The sequence below is a fragment of the Pyrinomonas sp. genome, assembly GCF_040289685.1.
Classification (GTDB): domain Bacteria; phylum Acidobacteriota; class Blastocatellia; order Pyrinomonadales; family Pyrinomonadaceae; genus Pyrinomonas.
The window spans coordinates 1-16,703 of sequence record NZ_PSLQ01000038.1 but is presented as its reverse complement, the minus strand read 5'-3'; the positions used below and the strand labels follow the sequence as shown (position 1 = coordinate 16,703).

The 16,703-nt window shown below is 56.5% G+C and carries 12 protein-coding genes; 11 read left to right on the top strand and 1 reads right to left on the bottom strand.

Features of this window, described 5'->3' with window-relative positions; all coding sequences use genetic code 11:
- Positions 1–14: 14 nt before the first annotated feature.
- On the top strand, positions 15–1,817 hold the full coding sequence (locus C4334_RS09415; RefSeq protein WP_352431833.1) for an AMP-dependent synthetase/ligase: 1,803 nt from the start codon (positions 15–17) through the stop codon (positions 1,815–1,817).
- Positions 1,818–2,214: 397 nt separating this feature from the next.
- On the opposite strand, the gene C4334_RS09410 is transcribed toward C4334_RS09415, so the two are convergent.
- Positions 2,215–2,541 (bottom strand): anti-sigma factor, encoded by a 327-nt coding sequence (locus tag C4334_RS09410; RefSeq protein ID WP_352431832.1) that lies wholly within the window; start codon positions 2,539–2,541, stop codon positions 2,215–2,217.
- A gap of 911 nt (positions 2,542–3,452) precedes the next feature.
- Between C4334_RS09410 and C4334_RS09405 the strand changes: the two genes are divergently transcribed.
- From C4334_RS09405 to C4334_RS09360, 10 genes are all read left to right on the top strand, one after another.
- Positions 3,453–4,616 (top strand): hypothetical protein, encoded by a 1,164-nt coding sequence (locus C4334_RS09405; protein ID WP_352431831.1) that lies wholly within the window; start codon positions 3,453–3,455, stop codon positions 4,614–4,616.
- Between the two features lie 284 nt (positions 4,617–4,900).
- Positions 4,901–6,430: an O-antigen ligase family protein gene (locus C4334_RS09400; protein WP_352431830.1), complete on the top strand. Its 1,530-nt coding sequence runs from the start codon at positions 4,901–4,903 to the stop codon at positions 6,428–6,430.
- A gap of 100 nt (positions 6,431–6,530) precedes the next feature.
- Positions 6,531–7,739 carry a glycosyltransferase family 2 protein gene (locus tag C4334_RS09395; protein WP_352431829.1) on the top strand — a complete coding sequence of 403 codons (1,209 nt, stop codon included), beginning with the start codon at positions 6,531–6,533 and terminating at the stop codon, positions 7,737–7,739.
- Positions 7,736–8,728: a glycosyltransferase family 2 protein gene (locus tag C4334_RS09390; protein ID WP_352431828.1), complete on the top strand. Its 993-nt coding sequence runs from the start codon at positions 7,736–7,738 to the stop codon at positions 8,726–8,728. Before C4334_RS09395 ends, C4334_RS09390 begins: the two co-directional genes overlap by 4 nt.
- 5 nt (positions 8,729–8,733) lie before the next feature.
- Complete coding sequence (locus C4334_RS09385; RefSeq protein WP_352431827.1) at positions 8,734–9,921, top strand: glycosyltransferase; 1,188 nt, start codon at positions 8,734–8,736, stop codon at positions 9,919–9,921.
- Positions 9,921–10,814: an ABC transporter permease gene (locus C4334_RS09380; protein WP_352431826.1), complete on the top strand. Its 894-nt coding sequence runs from the start codon at positions 9,921–9,923 to the stop codon at positions 10,812–10,814. Before C4334_RS09385 ends, C4334_RS09380 begins: the two co-directional genes overlap by 1 nt.
- A 24-nt stretch (positions 10,815–10,838) precedes the next feature.
- Entirely contained in the window at positions 10,839–12,035 is a 1,197-nt protein-coding gene (locus tag C4334_RS09375) for an ABC transporter ATP-binding protein (protein ID WP_352431825.1), read from the top strand.
- Between the two features lie 78 nt (positions 12,036–12,113).
- On the top strand, positions 12,114–13,052 hold the full coding sequence (locus C4334_RS09370; RefSeq protein WP_352431824.1) for a glycosyltransferase family 2 protein: 939 nt from the start codon (positions 12,114–12,116) through the stop codon (positions 13,050–13,052).
- An 82-nt stretch (positions 13,053–13,134) separates the two neighbouring features.
- Positions 13,135–14,115: a glycosyltransferase gene (locus C4334_RS09365; RefSeq protein ID WP_352431823.1), complete on the top strand. Its 981-nt coding sequence runs from the start codon at positions 13,135–13,137 to the stop codon at positions 14,113–14,115.
- A 1,323-nt stretch (positions 14,116–15,438) separates the two neighbouring features.
- Positions 15,439–16,056 (top strand): glycosyltransferase family 4 protein, encoded by a 618-nt coding sequence (locus tag C4334_RS09360; RefSeq protein ID WP_352431822.1) that lies wholly within the window; start codon positions 15,439–15,441, stop codon positions 16,054–16,056.
- Positions 16,057–16,703: the final 647 nt, after the last annotated feature.

Here is a 16,703-nt window from a genome sequence, read left to right as displayed (position 1 = left end):
CTTGGGAGCGTATTGTGAGAGTTCAAGCGGAAGAAAAGCCACAGACTCTGCCGCAGCTATGTTTGACGGCGCTCAAAAGATACGATCGGTCCGACGCTGTCAACTACAAGCAAGGCAAGGATTGGCGGCGCGTTTCAGCCCGCGAGTTCGCGCGTCGCGTGCGCTCGATCGCGCTCGGACTGGCCGATCTCGGCGTGCGTCAGAAGGATCGCATCGCGCTCCTTTCGGAGAATCGTCCCGAATGGTCGATCGTTGACCTTGCCATCCTAAGTTTGGGCGCCGTGAACGTTCCGCTCTACACGACGCAGACGCCTGACCAGATACGTTTCATCCTGCAAGATTCAACGGCGCGCCTGCTCTTCGTCTCGAATGCGCGCCTGCTGCGGCGCATAAGCCAAGCGTTGGACGGCCTTGAATCGCTCGAGCGGATCATCCTCTTCGATGCGGATTCCGATGAGGAGGCTTTGCGTCTTGCCGCGCTCGAAAAGCGCGGCGGCGAACTGGACCGGCAGGACCCATCGCGATTCGATCTTCTCATCGGCGAGGTGAGACCAGAGGACCTAGCGACGATCATTTACACGTCAGGGACGACGGGCGAGCCGAAAGGCGTGATGCTCAGTCACGAAAATTTCGTCGCCAACGTCCTTTCAATTTCAAGCGCCCTTCCGATCACGGCGAAGGACATCGCCATCTCCGTTCTGCCGCTATCGCACATCTTCGAACGCACGGTTTTCTACGTTTTCTGTTGGAACGGCGTCGCCGTCCACTACGCCGCTTCGTTCGATCAGGTGGGCGACTTTTTGCGCGAGGTGCGCCCGACGGTGATGACCGCTGTGCCGCGCCTTTTCGAGAAGGTCTACCATCGTATCGTCAAGCGCGGAATGCAGGGAAGCGCGTTTCAGCGGAAGGTCTTTTCGTGGGCGCTCGAGGTGGGCCAACGTTATGCCGAAGAACTCGAACGCAACGAAGGGCGGGTCCGGTCTTCGCTGCGCATGCAGCACGCGGTGGCTGACCGTTTAGTCTTCTCCAAATGGCGCGCTGGCGTCGGCAACCGCCTACGCTACTTCGTCTCGGGCGGCGCGCCGCTCGCCCCGTCGCTTGCGCGCGCTTTCCTCGCTGCAGGGATCCCGATCCTACAAGGCTATGGCATGACGGAGACGTGCATCGTGTCGGCCAACAGGCCCGAGGATAACCGCATCGGTTCGGTGGGATTGCCTTTCCCCGGCGTGGAGGTGCGCATCGCCGAAGATGGCGAGATTCTGGTCCGCGGTCCGAGCGTGATGCGTGGTTACTACCATCGACCGGAAGAGACGCGGGCCATGTTCACCGAAGACGGTTGGTTTCGGACGGGCGATGTCGGACGCTTGGATGAAGGCGGACGATTGTACATCACTGACCGGAAGAAAGAACTGTTCAAACTCTCCAACGGTAAATACATCGCCCCGCAGCTCATCGAGAGTTTGATCAAGCGCAGCCCGTTGGTCAATCAGGTGGTGGTCGTCGGAGCGGGGCAAAAATTCCCGGTCGCCTTGGTCGTGCCGGAGTGGGAGGCGTTGGCTGAAGCGATGTCGGAAGAGGGCGCGCGTCCACCCGCCACGCACGCGGAATGGAGCCGCGATCCGGTTGCCATGCGCCTCGTGCAGCGAGAGGTGGCGCAGTGGACGGCGGAATTGAACGAACACGAGCGCGTGCGTCGCGCCGCTATCATCCCGGAAGAATTCTCCATCGAGAACGGAGAACTGACGCCGACTCTCAAGATACGCCGCCGCACCATCGAAGAACGATACGCTTCAGTGATCGCAGAACTCTATGCTTGAAAGCAGGCGCTCTCGCCTCTTGAGGGCTTCTCGGCTACGACGAGCCAAAAAGGCACGGTCGCTTCCGCTTTGCCCGACGATCTCTCGGCTTGATCGCAAGATGCGAGCTGACTTTTGCGCTTGCCCTCATATGTCGCTTCCGCCTTGCCCGATGCCCCCCGCTTGATCCGTTTAGGGTTCGTCTTCGGTTGCGGTCCGACGCTCTTCCGGTTTGATCTCGCCGGTAGTTTGCGGTATGCGATTTGGGAAGTCAGGTTAGGGGGCAAGCCGAGCAGGCTCTTCTTGATGAGCGTACATTCACGCGCGCTCGCAGCACGTCCGGGTCAACATCCTCATGCGTCAGACGAGAGCGGCGTCTTTACATCTCTTGTTCCTTTCGATCAGCAGCGCTTCGGCGTCAAGCTTCTATGGTAAGCAACGCCTCCTGTTCTTTCGGCCCGCTGAACGATGTGTATTGAACTTCAAGCGGCGGACGCAACTTCCTCTCCGCGTAGATGCGCAAGAAAAGGGGGATCTCGCTTTGCGGACAATCGTCTTCGATCTCCGCTCGTCCGAAATGAGCAAGCAACTGGATTTCGGCTCCGCAAAAATCGCAAGTCTCTAGGTGTCGTGCCACGTCCTCTTGTTCTTCAGCCGGGAGCGCCGAAGCGAGGTAAAGAAGCACGGTTTCGGTCGAAGGGCAGTTCCGCTGTTTGCAGAATACGGCCTGGTTCGATAGGCGCATACGTATCCTTCTCCCCCAAAAGTCCCAAATCGCACTTCGTAGTCAAATCGCGGAACACCGACCGCTCAAAACGGCCAGAGCGAGGTCGTCGGAAGCGTGGACGACGACTCATCATCGCGCGCAGCCGACAGGCGTGGCCGAAAGGGGGCAAGGGAACTAGCCGCAAGGTCGATCGGGCGTTTCGTTCCGTCAAGGGAAAGAAAAAGTTAATCGTCTTGCCGTTCCAGCAAAAAGACGGACGAAAATAGGCACAGTGTTGCGAAAAGCTTGCGGCGAAGCGCTTTTTCCCTCGCCCAACGGTGACGAAAACCGATTCTTCACTCACGAACGTAAAATTATGTTGCGAAAGCAAAACTCTGTTTTGCTTCGGCGAAGTTTGATTCAGGCGTCGGATCCTACGATCCGTGAACGCATGTTTTTAGTGTCCAGAAGGCTTGCAGAGGGCAGCCGACAGATGAACCCGGAGAAATTGTAAAAAGATGTTGCTCATTTTCGGATTTATTGCTAACATCATGACTGTCGTCAGGGCCCGCGCCCTCTCGACTTGCCAACATGGATGGTCGTGCCTTTCCCCTTTGCGGCTGTCCGGCGCGGACCTTGAGGAGAAAACGTGTTGGACCTTTGAGGTCGCAAGAGCGCTAGCTCTCCCCGAGTCGAGTTCTCTCGGTGCGTGCGGTTCGGGAAGGATGATACATGGGACGATGGTGACCTTTGAGCTTTGCTCTGGCATCCGGCGCCCGACTCGACAGGGTGTGAAAGAGCGCAAAGGAAACGACGAACGAACGCCTCGTTGCTGACCTCTCAGTCGGACTCATCTCCGATGGACGGCCTCTTTGGCCCAGCCGCGGTCGACTGAGGCGGCGCCCATACCAACGAAGCCTTCTTGCGAGGAACTTTCACGGTCAACCAATATGTCTGTAACATCCACCGAACAGAACAACCACGCAGAGAACTCCACCGCTTGCAACATGGAGCGCGACGCGAGCGTGCGTCAACCGGGTCGGTGGCGTGAGTGGTTGGAGCGTTCCGATGTCGGCCGATTGTGGACCGAATTGCACCGTCTGGTCTGTCATCATCCGCTGGTGCGCGCATCGCAAAGCGCCGGTCTTCTCGTGGAAAGCGAAGGCCGATCGAGCGCCTACAACGATCTGACCCAGGAGTTATTTGTCGCGCTGCTGAGCAAGGGGCGCTTTCAGCACTACCTCGATACGGGCATGACGGATACTGAGATCGAGTGCGAGATTGGCCAGATCGAATTGACCAACATCTTGACGGCTGAATTGCGCAAGCGTCATCCCGAGTCCTACCGACTGGCCCGGCGCATTTCGACCATCATTCAATCGAGCCCCAATTTTCGGCGTTTCGATGGCAGCGGGGCCGATGATCCTTACCGCCGGTTGAGCGATCGCGTGTACGGATTGAACGAGTGGCCAGACGACAAACCGCGCCGTCCGAATCACGAACTGGAACAGCGCGTGCAAATGGTGCCCGTGCGGCAGCGCGATACGCGCATGGTCGGATGCACGGGCGACGCGCAGATCATCATCAACAATTCGGACCTTGAAGATCTAATCATCTCGGTGCTTGAAGCGGTCGATTCGCCAGTGGATGTGCGCACATTGCGCAGTCTCGTGCTCTCGCGTCTGCCCGTGATGGATATCTACCTCGTGCCGTTGAGCGGCGATGACGCCGAAGACGGTCGCTCGTCTCTCGAACCGGTGGACGGGCGCGACAATCCGGAACAAGGTTTGTTGCGCCGCGAAGCTGAACGTCAAGCTGCAGGTTACGTCGAACGATTCCTGACGAGCCTCTACCACGCCGTCCGCGGCAAGAGCAAACAGTACAACCGCATTTTGGGCGTTTTATGGTATTGCTACTTGAGTCCCGAACACATGACGCAACTGCAAGCGGCGGCGCGGCTCGGCGTGTCCGATTCGCTCGTCTCTGACTATCGAAAGCGAATCGAACAACAGTTGCGCGCCCTCGCTTTCACGGAGATCGAAGAGGCGCGTCGGTTCGAAATGGCGCTGCGCGAGCGCGTGCGCGCCATGGTCGGAGAGGAGGCTGCGGTCTGAAGATTCACGAGAGCCTCTATCTGCGCTTCGGGATCTGAGGTTGGAAACGGCGAGAGGGTCGTTCGCTCCTGGAAGCGATCGGCGGCGAAAAAGGGTAAACTATGCTTTTGAGTTCTGGGTCGAAAAACGCTCTCGCAGAGGAGATGTGGCCCCGGCTCTTCGTCCGTTGGGCGACTTGCACGATGGCCGATCATGAAATCCGGCGGAACCGCTTTTTACGGCAGCGCGCGCCTTTCGGCATTTAACTGTAACGTCTGGGATGGCAGCTGAAGTGAGTTCTCTAGATGTACAAGGACGAGCGACAAAGTTTCGAGCCGGTGATCGATTACGAGACCGTCACTCCGGCGGGGCCTAATCGTTCTTCCGACGAAGGATGGGAAAGAGTCGTACCGAAACTCGCTTCTCAAAATGCTGAGACCGAGCCGGGGGCGCGAGAGACCAGGGGCGACGAGCGCGAGGGCGCAAAGAAGTTAGGCAACAAAAGAGGTACGGCTCGCTCAAATTTTGTGGCGGGAGCGGAAAGATGGCTCGCGCGGCGCGGCCATGCGATCAGCTACGTCGGCCTCTTCCTCTTCACGGCTGTGCTCTACTTTCGTCCTTACGAATGGATTCCGGCCCTCTCGTCCTTCACGTCGCTCGCGTTCTGGCTCGCTATCTTCACGCTCGCCGTCTTCTTCCCGACGCAACTGGCGCTCGAAGGCAATTTGACGGCGCGTCCGCGTGAAGTCAACTTCCTGCTCCTCTTTTGTCTATGGGCGCTTCTTGGGATGCCCTTTGCTATCAATCCGGGCGAAGCTTGGGCGGCTTTCAGCGACACGTTCATCAAGGTCGTCTTGATGTTCATCGTGTTGATAAACGTCGTGCGAACCGAACGGCGACTCAAGGGCTTGATGTGGCTCTCGCTCGGTGTCGGCCTCTTTCTGAGCTACCATGCGATCGGCGATTTTCAGAGCGGGAATTTGACGGTTGAGGGTTACCGCGTCGCCGGGGCGATCGGCGGCATGTTCGGCAACCCGAACGACATGGCGCTTCACTTGGTGATGATGATCCCCATCGCCATCGCGCTCTTTTTCGGCACGCGCAACCTTTTCCGCAAATCCCTTTATGCTGCGTGCGCGGCGTTGATGACGGTCGGCATGGTCGTCACTTATTCGCGCGGCGCCTTTTTAGGTTTCATCGCCTCGTTCTTGGTACTGACGTGGAAGATCGGCAAGCGGCAGCGTTTCAGCGTGATGGCCGTCGCTGTTTTGGTCCTACTGCTCCTTTTGATCTTTGCGCCCGGCAACTACGGCCTTCGTTTGCTCTCGATCTTCATCCCTGGGCTTGATCCCGTCGGATCTGCCACCACGCGCAAGGAGGTCTTCTGGCGTTCGGTCTTCGTCGCGCTACGTAATCCGATCTTCGGCGTCGGGATGGAAAACTTTCACATCGTCTCGATCCAGGAGCTGGTGAGCCACAACGCTTACACTCAAGTTGCGGCTGAACTGGGTTTCCCCGCGCTCTTCTTCTACGTGGGGTTGATCGTTTCGCCGCTCAAGCGCTTGTGGCAGATCGAGCGCGCGGCGTTCGAGGATCGCCGCACGTCGCGCTTCTACTATCTTTCGGTCGCGATTCAGGCGAGCATCGTCGCCTACATGGTGAGCAGCTTCTTCGGATCGGTCGCTTATCAGTGGTATATCTACTACGTCGTCGGTTATGCGATCGCGCTCCGGCGCATCTACGCCCTCTCGTCGGAGGCAGAGACTAACCAACGCGCGGCACAGGTGAGCGAAGCCGAAGCGCAGCGAAAGATCGGCGCGCCGCTCCCGACGTGAACCTTTGAGAGGCGAAGCGTTGATTTAAACTTCCGTTCAATCGGGCGAAGTAGGATAGGCGACGATCGGATCGGCTCCGACGCGATCATGGGTTGAAAGCATGCTCTACGTTGTGGCAGCAGTTCTCTTCTGGGCGAGCGCGGCGGCGCTCTTCTACACCTACGTCGTTTATCCGGTGATTTTATGGGCGATGAGCCATTGGCGCGCGCGCCCCGTGCGCAAGGGCGAGTGCGAACCAACCGTGAGCGTCATCATCACTGCTTACAACGAAGAGCGAGATCTCGCCGCCAAGCTCGAAAACACGCTCGCGCTCGACTATCCGAAAGAGAAACTAGAGATCATCGTCGCGTCGGATTGTTCAACCGATCGCACGGACGAGATCGCGCGTTCGTTTGCGAAGCGCGGCGTACGCCTTCATCGTCAGTCCGAACGTCTCGGCAAAACATCGGCGCAGAACGCCGCCGTAGAGCTGGCGCGCGGCGAGATCATCCTCTTCTCCGATGCGACGACGCTCTATGAGCCCGACGTCTTGCGCAAGATGTTGCCGAACTTCGCCGACCCATCGGTTGGTTGCGTCGCCGGGCGTCTGATCTACGTCGATCCGGCGCGGTCGTCTGTCGGACATGGCGCGCGCTCGTACTGGAGCTACGAGACGTTCCTGAAAGAGCGCGAAAGCGCCATCCTTTCGCTCATCGGTTGTTCGGGCTGTCTGTACGCCGTGCGCCGTTCGGCCTACGTTCCGCTTCGCCCGGAGGCTTGCAGCGATTTCATCATCGCCACCAAGATGGTCGAACAGGGATTGCGTGCCGTATACGAGCCTGAAGCGGTGGCCATTGAAGAGACGAATAAGCGGAGCGATCGCGAATTCAGGATGCGCGTGCGCGTTATCACGCAGACGATCTCCGACCTGTGGCATCACCGTGCGATGCTGAACCCGCGGCGAAGCGGCTTCTATGCGATCGAGCTGCTATCGCACAAGGTGTTCCGCTATCTTGCGCCCGCGTTTCTCATCACAGCTTTGCTCGCTTCGGCGGCGCTCGCGCCACGCTCGACATTCTATTTTGCGATTTTCATCGGACAAACCCTCTTCTATTTTGCGGCGTTCATCGGCTTCCTCGCGGAGCGCGCCGGTTGGCACCGCAGATTGATCGCATTACCATACTACTTCGTGCTCGCCAACGCCGCGGTCGTCGCCGCTTTCAACAAATTCTTGCGCGGTGAGCGCTATGCGCGCTGGGAGCCGATTCGCGAAACGAGAGGTGAACCGACCGCTGCGCTGATGACGGCACGCAAAGGGGGGCACGGATGATCATTGCGAGAGGAAGAGAGCTGAAACCAGATCCGCTGGTGAGCGTCATCATTCCGGCTTACAACGTCGCGCCCTTTATCGCCGAAACGCTCGATTCCGTCTTCGCCCAAAGCTTCGGCGATTATGAAACGATCGTCGTCAACGACGAATCGCCCGATACGGCAGAGCTAGAGCGCGCCATCGCGCCATACGTCGAACGGATAGTTTACATCAAGCAGAAGAACAGCGGTCCCGGCGGCGCGCGAAATTCCGGCATCGCTCACGCGCGCGGCGAATACGTCGGTTTTCTCGATGGCGACGATGCATGGGACGCGGACTTCCTCGCCGTGCAGGTCGAAGCTTTGACGCGCGAACCGTCGCTCGATCTGGTCTGTGCCGACGCGCTGCTGTTCGGCTCATCGTCCCACGATGGAAAGAGATTCTTTGAGACCGTTCCGACGCGCGAACCCGTAACGCTTGAGAGTTTGCTCGCGACCGAGAGCTCGATCATCACCTCGGGCGTGCTCGCACGCCGAAGCGCGCTCGAAAAGGCTGGCCTGTTCGACCCGCAGTTCTACCATTCGGAGGATTTCGATCTTTGGGTCAGACTGGTTCATCGCGGCGGGCGGATCAGATATACGCGGCGCTGCCTTGCGCGCCATCGGATTCATCAAACCAGTCTCGCTTACGATTCGACGCGCCTTCTCGAAGGACAATCTCGCGTCTATCGCAAGTTGAAGCGCGTGTTGAATCCGAGCGAAAGGATCGAAAGGTTGATTGATGAGCAGCTTCGACGCTGTGAGGCAACTATTGCCCTAGAACTCGGCAAGAGAGCTTTCGCCCAAGGCGATTACGCGACGGCGGCAGAGCAGATCACAAGGGCGAACGCTTTCTACCGCAGCCGGAAGCTCTCTTGGTTGCTCGCGGGATTGAGATTTGCGCCGCGTTTGCTCCACACGCTATACAGGGCGCGGCAGCGTGCGCTGCCGCAGCGTTTCGCCGCCGCTTGACGAAGATGCGCGAACGTCGTCACAGGATCGCTCACATCATGCCTTGGCCGACCGTCGGCGGCACGGAGCAGGCCACGCTGCGCATCGCCGAGGCGGTGCGCCCTTACGGTTTCGAGAGCGTGGCTTTCTGTTTCGGGGAAAGAGCGCCCGTGCATGAGATCTTCGCCGCAGCCGGATTCGAGACGGTCTCTTACCATCCGGTCGAACACAGCTACCGCCGCGTTTGGCCTTTTCTTCGCTACTCCTGGCGATTGGCGCGCGAGTTCAAACGGCGACGTGTTGATCTGATCCACTGCGCCGATTTGCTCGCGGGCTATCATGCCGCGCTCGCCGGAAGAATGGCCGGATTGCCCGTTTTATGCCATATTCGATGCTGCTATGATCAATTGTCACGGCGCGACCGAAGTTTTCTCTGGCCGATCAACCGTTTCATCTTCGTCTCGCGCGATACGTGGCGCCGGTTCGCCCACAAGGTGTCGGAGAAGCGCGGCGTGGTCATCTACGATGGGATAGAAGCGGATCGAGTTGTTGACGCAAATGCGGCGAGAGATGTTCGCCGGGAGTTCGGCGTCCCGGATGAGGCGAAGATCGTCGGCATGGTCGCGCGCGTCGCTCCGGCCAAAGATTATGCGACTTTGGCGCGCGCGGCAGCGCGTGTGGTGGCCGTCTATCCGCAAGTGCGTTTTCTGATCGTCGGCGATCACTCTGAGAGGGCCGAGTATCGCGAGCATTACCGCGAGGTCAAAGAGATGTTGCGCGCAAATCGGGTGGAAGATCTTTTCATCTTCGCTGGCTTTCGCTCAGATGTCGCGCGCTTGCTCGACGCGATGGACGTTTTCGCGCTTTCGACGCACACTGAAGGGTTGCCGCTCGTCGTACTGGAAGCGATGGCGCATGGCAAGCCGGTCGTTGCGACCGCTGTTGGCGGCGTCCCGGAGGCGGTCGTTGATGGCGAAACCGGTCTCCTTTACGGGCACGGGGATGATGAGGGATTGGCGACGCATCTTCTCGTGCTTTTGCAGGACGAGGAGAAAGCCCGATCGTTCGGTGCCAATGGGCGTCGCATCGTGCGTGAGCGTTGGAATAGAGAGCGTTTTGCCGCAGATATGGCGCGCGTTTACAGGGAAGCGCTCGGGTTGACAGGCTTAGCGGAAGTTTCAAGTGGCCAATTAGCTGAATTCAGGGGAATTTGATGGCATCATCGAACGCGTTAAATCCGGGTGGGATCGGTGGATCGGTGGCGTCCGGCGAAGGCAAAAGGCGCGTGAAGATAATCCGCGCGCCGTCGCTTTCGTTGCGCGAGTTGTGGCAAAGCGTTCGCGCGCTTGTCGAATACCGAGATCTTTTCTACACGCTGAGCGCACACCGCATCAAGGTCCGCTACAAGCAATCGAGGCTCGGCTTCGCTTGGGCCATCGTGCAACCTTTCGCGTTGATGCTCATCTACACCTTGATCTTCTCGATCGTCACGCGGATGCCAAGCGAAGGGACGCCTTATGCGGTCTTCGCTTACGCGGCGCTTTTGCCGTGGACCAGTTTTTCGAACGCTTTGACGAGCGGCACCAATTCGCTCGTCAGCCACTCCCATCTGGTCACCAAGGTCTATTTCCCGCGCGAAATACTGCCTGCGACCTACGTCGTCGCTTCGCTTTTCGACCTCGCTGTCGGCTCGAGCGTGCTCGCTTTGATGATGCTCTATTACAAGATCGTGCCGACTGTGTTGATCCTGTGGGCGGTACCCATCATCACCGTGATGACCGTTTTCACGCTCGGCGTGACGCTGATCCTTTCGGCGCTTCAGGTCTATTTTCGCGACATCGGGATGGCGATGCCGCTGTTGATGCAGCTTTGGCTCTTCGCTTCGCCCGTCGTCTATCCTTTGAGCGCCGTACCCGCCTGGCTCTATCCCGTCTACGTGCTGAACCCGATGGTCGGGGTGACGGAGAATTTTCGCCGTGTTATCTTGCAGGGGATGGCGCCAGACTTGCGCGCCCTGGCGGTCGCGGCGATTGTTTCCGCCGTACTGTTGCCAGCTTCTTACATCCTCTTCAAGCGTTTGGAAGCGACTCTGGCCGACGTAGTGTAAAATCTATCAGGCGTGGCACAAAAGATGATTGACCTTCGTTTCGATCGAGTCTCTAAACGTTACCGTATACGGCATGAGGACAGCGCTCCGACGCGCAATCCGCTGAAGCGCGTCCTCAAGCGTTTGCGCGCGCACACGGAAGATTTTTGGGCTGTGCGCGACGTTTCGTTTGAGGTCAGACGCGGCGAAGCGTTGGGCATCATCGGACACAATGGGGCCGGAAAGAGCACCATCCTGAAGCTTCTCTCCAACATCACGACGCCCACGTCGGGCGAGATCATGATCAACGGGCGGCTCGCCGCGCTGATCGAAGTTGGATCGGGCTTCCATCCAGAGCTGACGGGACGTGAGAATATCTTCTTGAGTGGTTCGATTCTTGGGATGAAGCGGCACGAGATCGAAGCGAAACTCGATCAAATCGTCGATTTCGCCGGCGTCAACGAGTTCCTCGACACTCCCGTCAAGCGTTACTCTTCGGGAATGTACTTGCGGCTCGGATTCGCCATCGCCGCACATCTGGATGCTGATGTTCTGTTGCTCGATGAGGTGTTGGCCGTCGGCGATGCAAACTTTCAATCGAAGTGCTTGCAGCGCGTGCGCGAACTGCGCGAGAGCGGTAAAACGATCGTCTTCATCTCGCACGACTTAGGGGCGGTGGAACGTCTTTGCGATCGGGCCCTGTTGATGGAGCGCGGGCGACTTATCGCCGAAGGAAGTCCGGACGAAGTGATCAGAGAATACCAAAGAAAAACAGCCGATCTTGCGGCTCTGACCGGGCGAAAAAGCGATGTGACAAGCGGAGCCGAGATAGTTTCTATATCCTTTCACAATGAAAAAGGCGATTCCGTCTCCTCTTTACAAACGGGAGACGCCCTAATCGTCAAGGTCCGATATCGCGTTCATCGGGAACCAGTCGAGAGTTCCGTGGAAGTCTTCTTTTATACACCCGAAGGGGAGCTGGCGAGCCAGCTTTTCACCAGTAAAAACGTCTTTGCGGAACGGAGCGAAGGGTGCGTGGAATTTTACTGTCCGGAACTAGGACTCTCTCCTGGAATCTATTTGATAGATACGACGATTGATAAAGATTGGAAATTCCGTTGCGCGTCGTTCCGCGTCGATCCCGGAAAAAGATTCCGCGGTCGTTTCTATATGCCTCATACGTGGCGTTTCGTCGAGGAGATGGAAGAAGCAACAAATGAACGGATCTTCGCTAGATCTTGAAAGTAGTCGGTTTTAAGACACGGGACCATCAGTTACACCGCGAAATCGCCTCGGGTAAACGCTCGCGAGAAGATCGTCATGTTAGAGCGCTCAAAGGTCTCCATAATAATCACCGCCTATAATCAGAGATCGTACCTCGGCGAGGCGATCGAGAGCGCGTTAGCTCAAAGTCACCGAAACACAGAAATCGTCGTGGTGGACGATGGCTCGACCGATGGGTCCGAAGAGGTAGCGACTCGATTCGACGAGATCAGGTACATTAAGCAAAAAAACCAAGGAGTCGCAGCGGCGAGGAATGTTGGGTTGCGCGCGAGTTCTGGTGAATTCATCGTTCTGCTCGACGGTGATGATCGTCTTTTGCCGCATGCTGTTGAGACGGGATTGAAGCAGTTCAGCGACCATCCAAAAGCCATGCTTGTTGCTGGGCTCGCTAGAATAATCAATAAACGCGGAGAGGTGATTGAAGAGCGTAATAGACCCTTGCTCGATGGTGGTTCTTACGAATACTTGTTGACAGGCAACGACGTCTTCATGCCTGCCATGGCTATGTACCGGCGAAGCGTTTTCGATTCGATAGGGCTGTTTGACGAACGCTATGTCCCGGCAGAAGACTGGGAGATGTATCTGCGTATCGCCCGTTCGTACCCGATTGTCTTCTATGACCGAGTGATCGCCGAATACAGGATTCATGAGGCAAACATCAGTCGGAAGATAGCTCTGATGTTTGCTCAGGCGCACAAGGTCCTCGTCGCTCAGTGGAAATATGCGAAAAGGGATGAGAAACTGAGAAAAGCTTACAAAGCTGGGTACGACCGGTTGCACGAATACTACGGTGAAAGGTTAGTCAATGAAGTAAGGCTGGCTTTAAGGAAAAGGGACTGGGGGCGGATTTGCGAGGATTTGCCGACGCTGGTCCGACTTTATCCGCGAGGAGTCGTCTGCCACTTATTTCGCAAATGTCGTCGCATCCTTCTCGGCACTAAAGGGAGCGACGATGACCTAAAAGAGTTTCAATGACCGAACTCAATAAGGACAATGATTTGGCACGGTACTGCTGAACCGTAAACGAAGTTCATGCGATCCTACTTTAGGAGGTGCCATGAGCGGCGCGGAAAATCCGTTGGTCTCCGTCATCATCCCTTGCCATAAACAGGCCCATTTTTTGGGCGAAGCTATAGAAAGCGTGCGTCGTCAAACGTACCGCAACGTGGAAATAATCGTCATCGACGACGGTTCACCCGATAATACTTCGGAGGTGGCCGCAAGATACGTTGGGGTTAAATGCGTCAAACAGGAGAATCGCGGTTTGCCTGGGGCGAGGAACCGAGGGATAGCGGAGAGCAAGGGCGATTATTTGGTCTTCTTGGACGCGGATGACAGGTTGCTGCCGCACGCGCTTGAAACAAATCTGCAACATCTGTTGGCGCATCCGGAATGCGCTTTCGTGCACGGACATTGTAGGCTGATAACAGTTGAAGGACAGCCTCTACCGACGCCGAAGCGGCATCATTGTCCGGAAGCGGATCATTACTTCTATCTGCTGCAAAGTTGCTACATATATCCCCCAGGAGCAGTAATGTTTCGGCGCATAGCGTTGGAAAAAGTTGGCTTTTTCAATGAGTCCCAGCTCACGGTTGAAGATTGGGAGTTGTATTTGAGGATAGCGCGGCAGTTTCCGATACTATGTCATCATCAAGATGTCATAGAGTATCGCATCCATGACGGAGGCTTGAGTTCGAAAGCGAGTTTGATGTTTCAGGGTGCTCTAACAGCTTTGAAAGATCAAGAAAAGTTCGTTCAAAAGGATCCGAGATTAAAAGAGGCTTTCGTCATAGGTCTGAAAAGTGTAAAGGAGATATACGGCGAAGGAGTGGTGAACAGCGTTAGGCGCGGTTTGCGAGAACGCGATTGGGAGGTAGTTGTTCGGGGACTTTTTGCTTTGCTGCGCTGGTATCCCCGTGGCATCCCCAAACACATCCTTCGGAAAGCTTACTGTTTGATCGCCGGTGTTCCGAGTGACGCACATAGTTTGTACAGGAATTCGAGGTCGCGCCACTCACAAAATGAGAGAAACGATTGAAAATGAGCCGAATGCAAGATGATTTACTCGGGCTTTGAGCTTGAGGGATAACAATTCAGGGAAAACATTAAGTTTTGGTTCAGGCGGGTCTGCCCATTGTGCTCCTATCCGCAGGATTCGCAAGATTTAATCGGATGCCTATGTGGCGTTGAGGTTTGCTTTGACTGTCCTCGCGAGCGCGGTGGCTCGGCATCGAGCGGGATTGGTCTATTGCTTGCCACTTTTCTTCCTATCGATTCCAACTTTGGCGGTGCTTCTGAAGAGAGAATTCCTTCGGGGTACAATTTTGGCGATGACTTCTGGCAAACTCGCTTTAATGTTCACGGAATCTTCAAGCGTATTGCGGACACAATGGCCTCATGTAAAATCGGACCGCGCCCTCAAAGCGGCATACGAATCCGGGCTCGAGGGACTTAAGAAGTTCTACGGCAAGCTTCTCGTCATAAGGAGCGAGATGAGGGCGAAAAATGGAAAGATGCGTCCGATACGCTTCGCCTATTATGCAAGGAGCATCCGCAGAACCGTCTAGTCGTCGCTGTCAGAACAACGACGACGATGCCGTCAGCATTGGGGCTAGATATTCAACTGAGTCAAAGACGACTGTTTCGTCATCTTGTAACGATCGGTTGAGATTCCAGTCGAGATCTCGATGGACCAGAGAAGGGCGTTGGTTGCTCAGCGATGTCAAAAGGGAAGAAGCGGGTTTTTGTTTACCTCGGCACTATGCCACGGAATCAGGGCAGCGGGGCGAGCCTTCGCTTTTACTCGAACATACGCGCCTATTTGGATCTCGGGTTCGAAGTCGAAGCGGTTCAAATCGCAACCGATGCGGACGGGTCAGAACCGAGTCCGGATCTGCATCCGGTGACTTGGCGACGAGTTATAGAAGCCCCGCCTGTTCCTTCTGTCCTCGGGCGCTTGATGTATCGAGCTGGCATCCCCCACCGAACAGCCGTAGAGTACTATTTCCCGAGCCATCGCGCTGTGAGGCGGGAAGTCGAGTCTTGTTGCAAGCGGGATCCCGAAGCGATCCACCATTTAGAAGGAGAATCGCACGCGAACGTCATCCCTTGGTTGCCGAAAGGCGCCCGCTCCATCTGGAGTTTCCACGATCTGCCATCAGCCGTTGCAGAAGCGACGATTAGGGTGGCTTGTGAAGTCAATCAGCGATCTATGAGCGCTCCTGAGCGACGCGACCTGCAATTCGCTCGACGAGTAGAGCGTTTGATGGCTCGACATGCGCCTCTGATCCTGTGTATCGCGGATTATGATCGAGATCGGCTGAGAAACGAGTGGGGCTGTGATAGAGCGGAGTACTTACCCATGAGCATTCCCGGTGATGGGGCTGACAGGGTTGCAAACAACTGGTTGCGGGATGGCCGGTTGCGCCTCCTGCACGTTGGACGCATAAGCCATCTGCCGAGCTACCGTTCGCTAGAGTTCCTGCTGTGCGAAATCTTTCCGAGATTGCCGGCGCACGTGCTCGCGCGAGTTTCGCTGGACATCATCGGGCGGATAGATCGCGATGAACGGGCCGGGAAGATCCTAGCACTGGCTGAAAGGTATCCGAACGTTTCTTTCTTGGGATTCGTACAAGACGTCGTCCCTTACTACAATAACAGCGATCTTCAGATCGTCGCTGCCACCGAAGCCACGGGACTGCGCACCAGGATCATCGAGTCATTCGCATACGGACTGCCGGTGTTGAGCACTTCCGTTGGCGCGCGGGGCATCGCGGGCATGAGGCCGGGTGAACACCTCTTGATTGCGGATGATGCGGCGCAGTTCGCAGAGCACATATCGATCTTGGTGCATTCGCCCGAGATCCTCGACCGTCTGTCGCGCCGCGGGCGCGATTTTTATCTGAGGAATCAGAGTAGTTCTGTGGTCGCTTCAACTTTGGCGCATTACCTTCAGCGGTATTTTGGCATCGTCGTCTAAAAGATCCTCTCCATCGTTGTGCGAAAAATGAAAGTGCTGCTTGTAAACGGGAATTGCATCATACGCGCGCTACGCGCAGGAAGCTTTTAGCTTGGAACGGATGACGAAAGCCTATTTGCGCGTTTATGAAGAAGCCCCTCATTCAAAGCTGAGAAACCTGAGGGCGATACGCGCGCGGTTCAGGCTCTCGCCGCTGAACTTTCGGTTCTATGCGGAACATCGTTGGCTCGTGGGACAGGTGTTGTATGAAAGATCGCGCGAACTAGCGGAGCAGGGTGATTTCGATTTAGCTGCTGTGGCCGCGCGGACCTCTTTACGCATCTGCCCAACGAGCTACATTAGGGTTCAAAAGTTTTCCCATCTGCTCAAGATGCTCGTCCGTTTTTCGAGGAAGAGCAAACGCTGAAAGGAGCAAGGACCGCTTTGTCGTTGCTCTTCAAAGCGGACGAGCTTTTGGGAGAAACAAAGATCTCGGTGAAATTAGCTCGCCGTAAGATGTGGGATCGGAACTTGAATCGGGGCGGCTTTAATGGTCAAACGCTGAAAGCGATCGAGGCTTTGTTCAAGCTGTTTTATCGAGCCTGACGATTGATTAAAGCGGATACAAGGCTTGCAAAGAGTGCGGTGCAGAAGGTAATATTCTGATC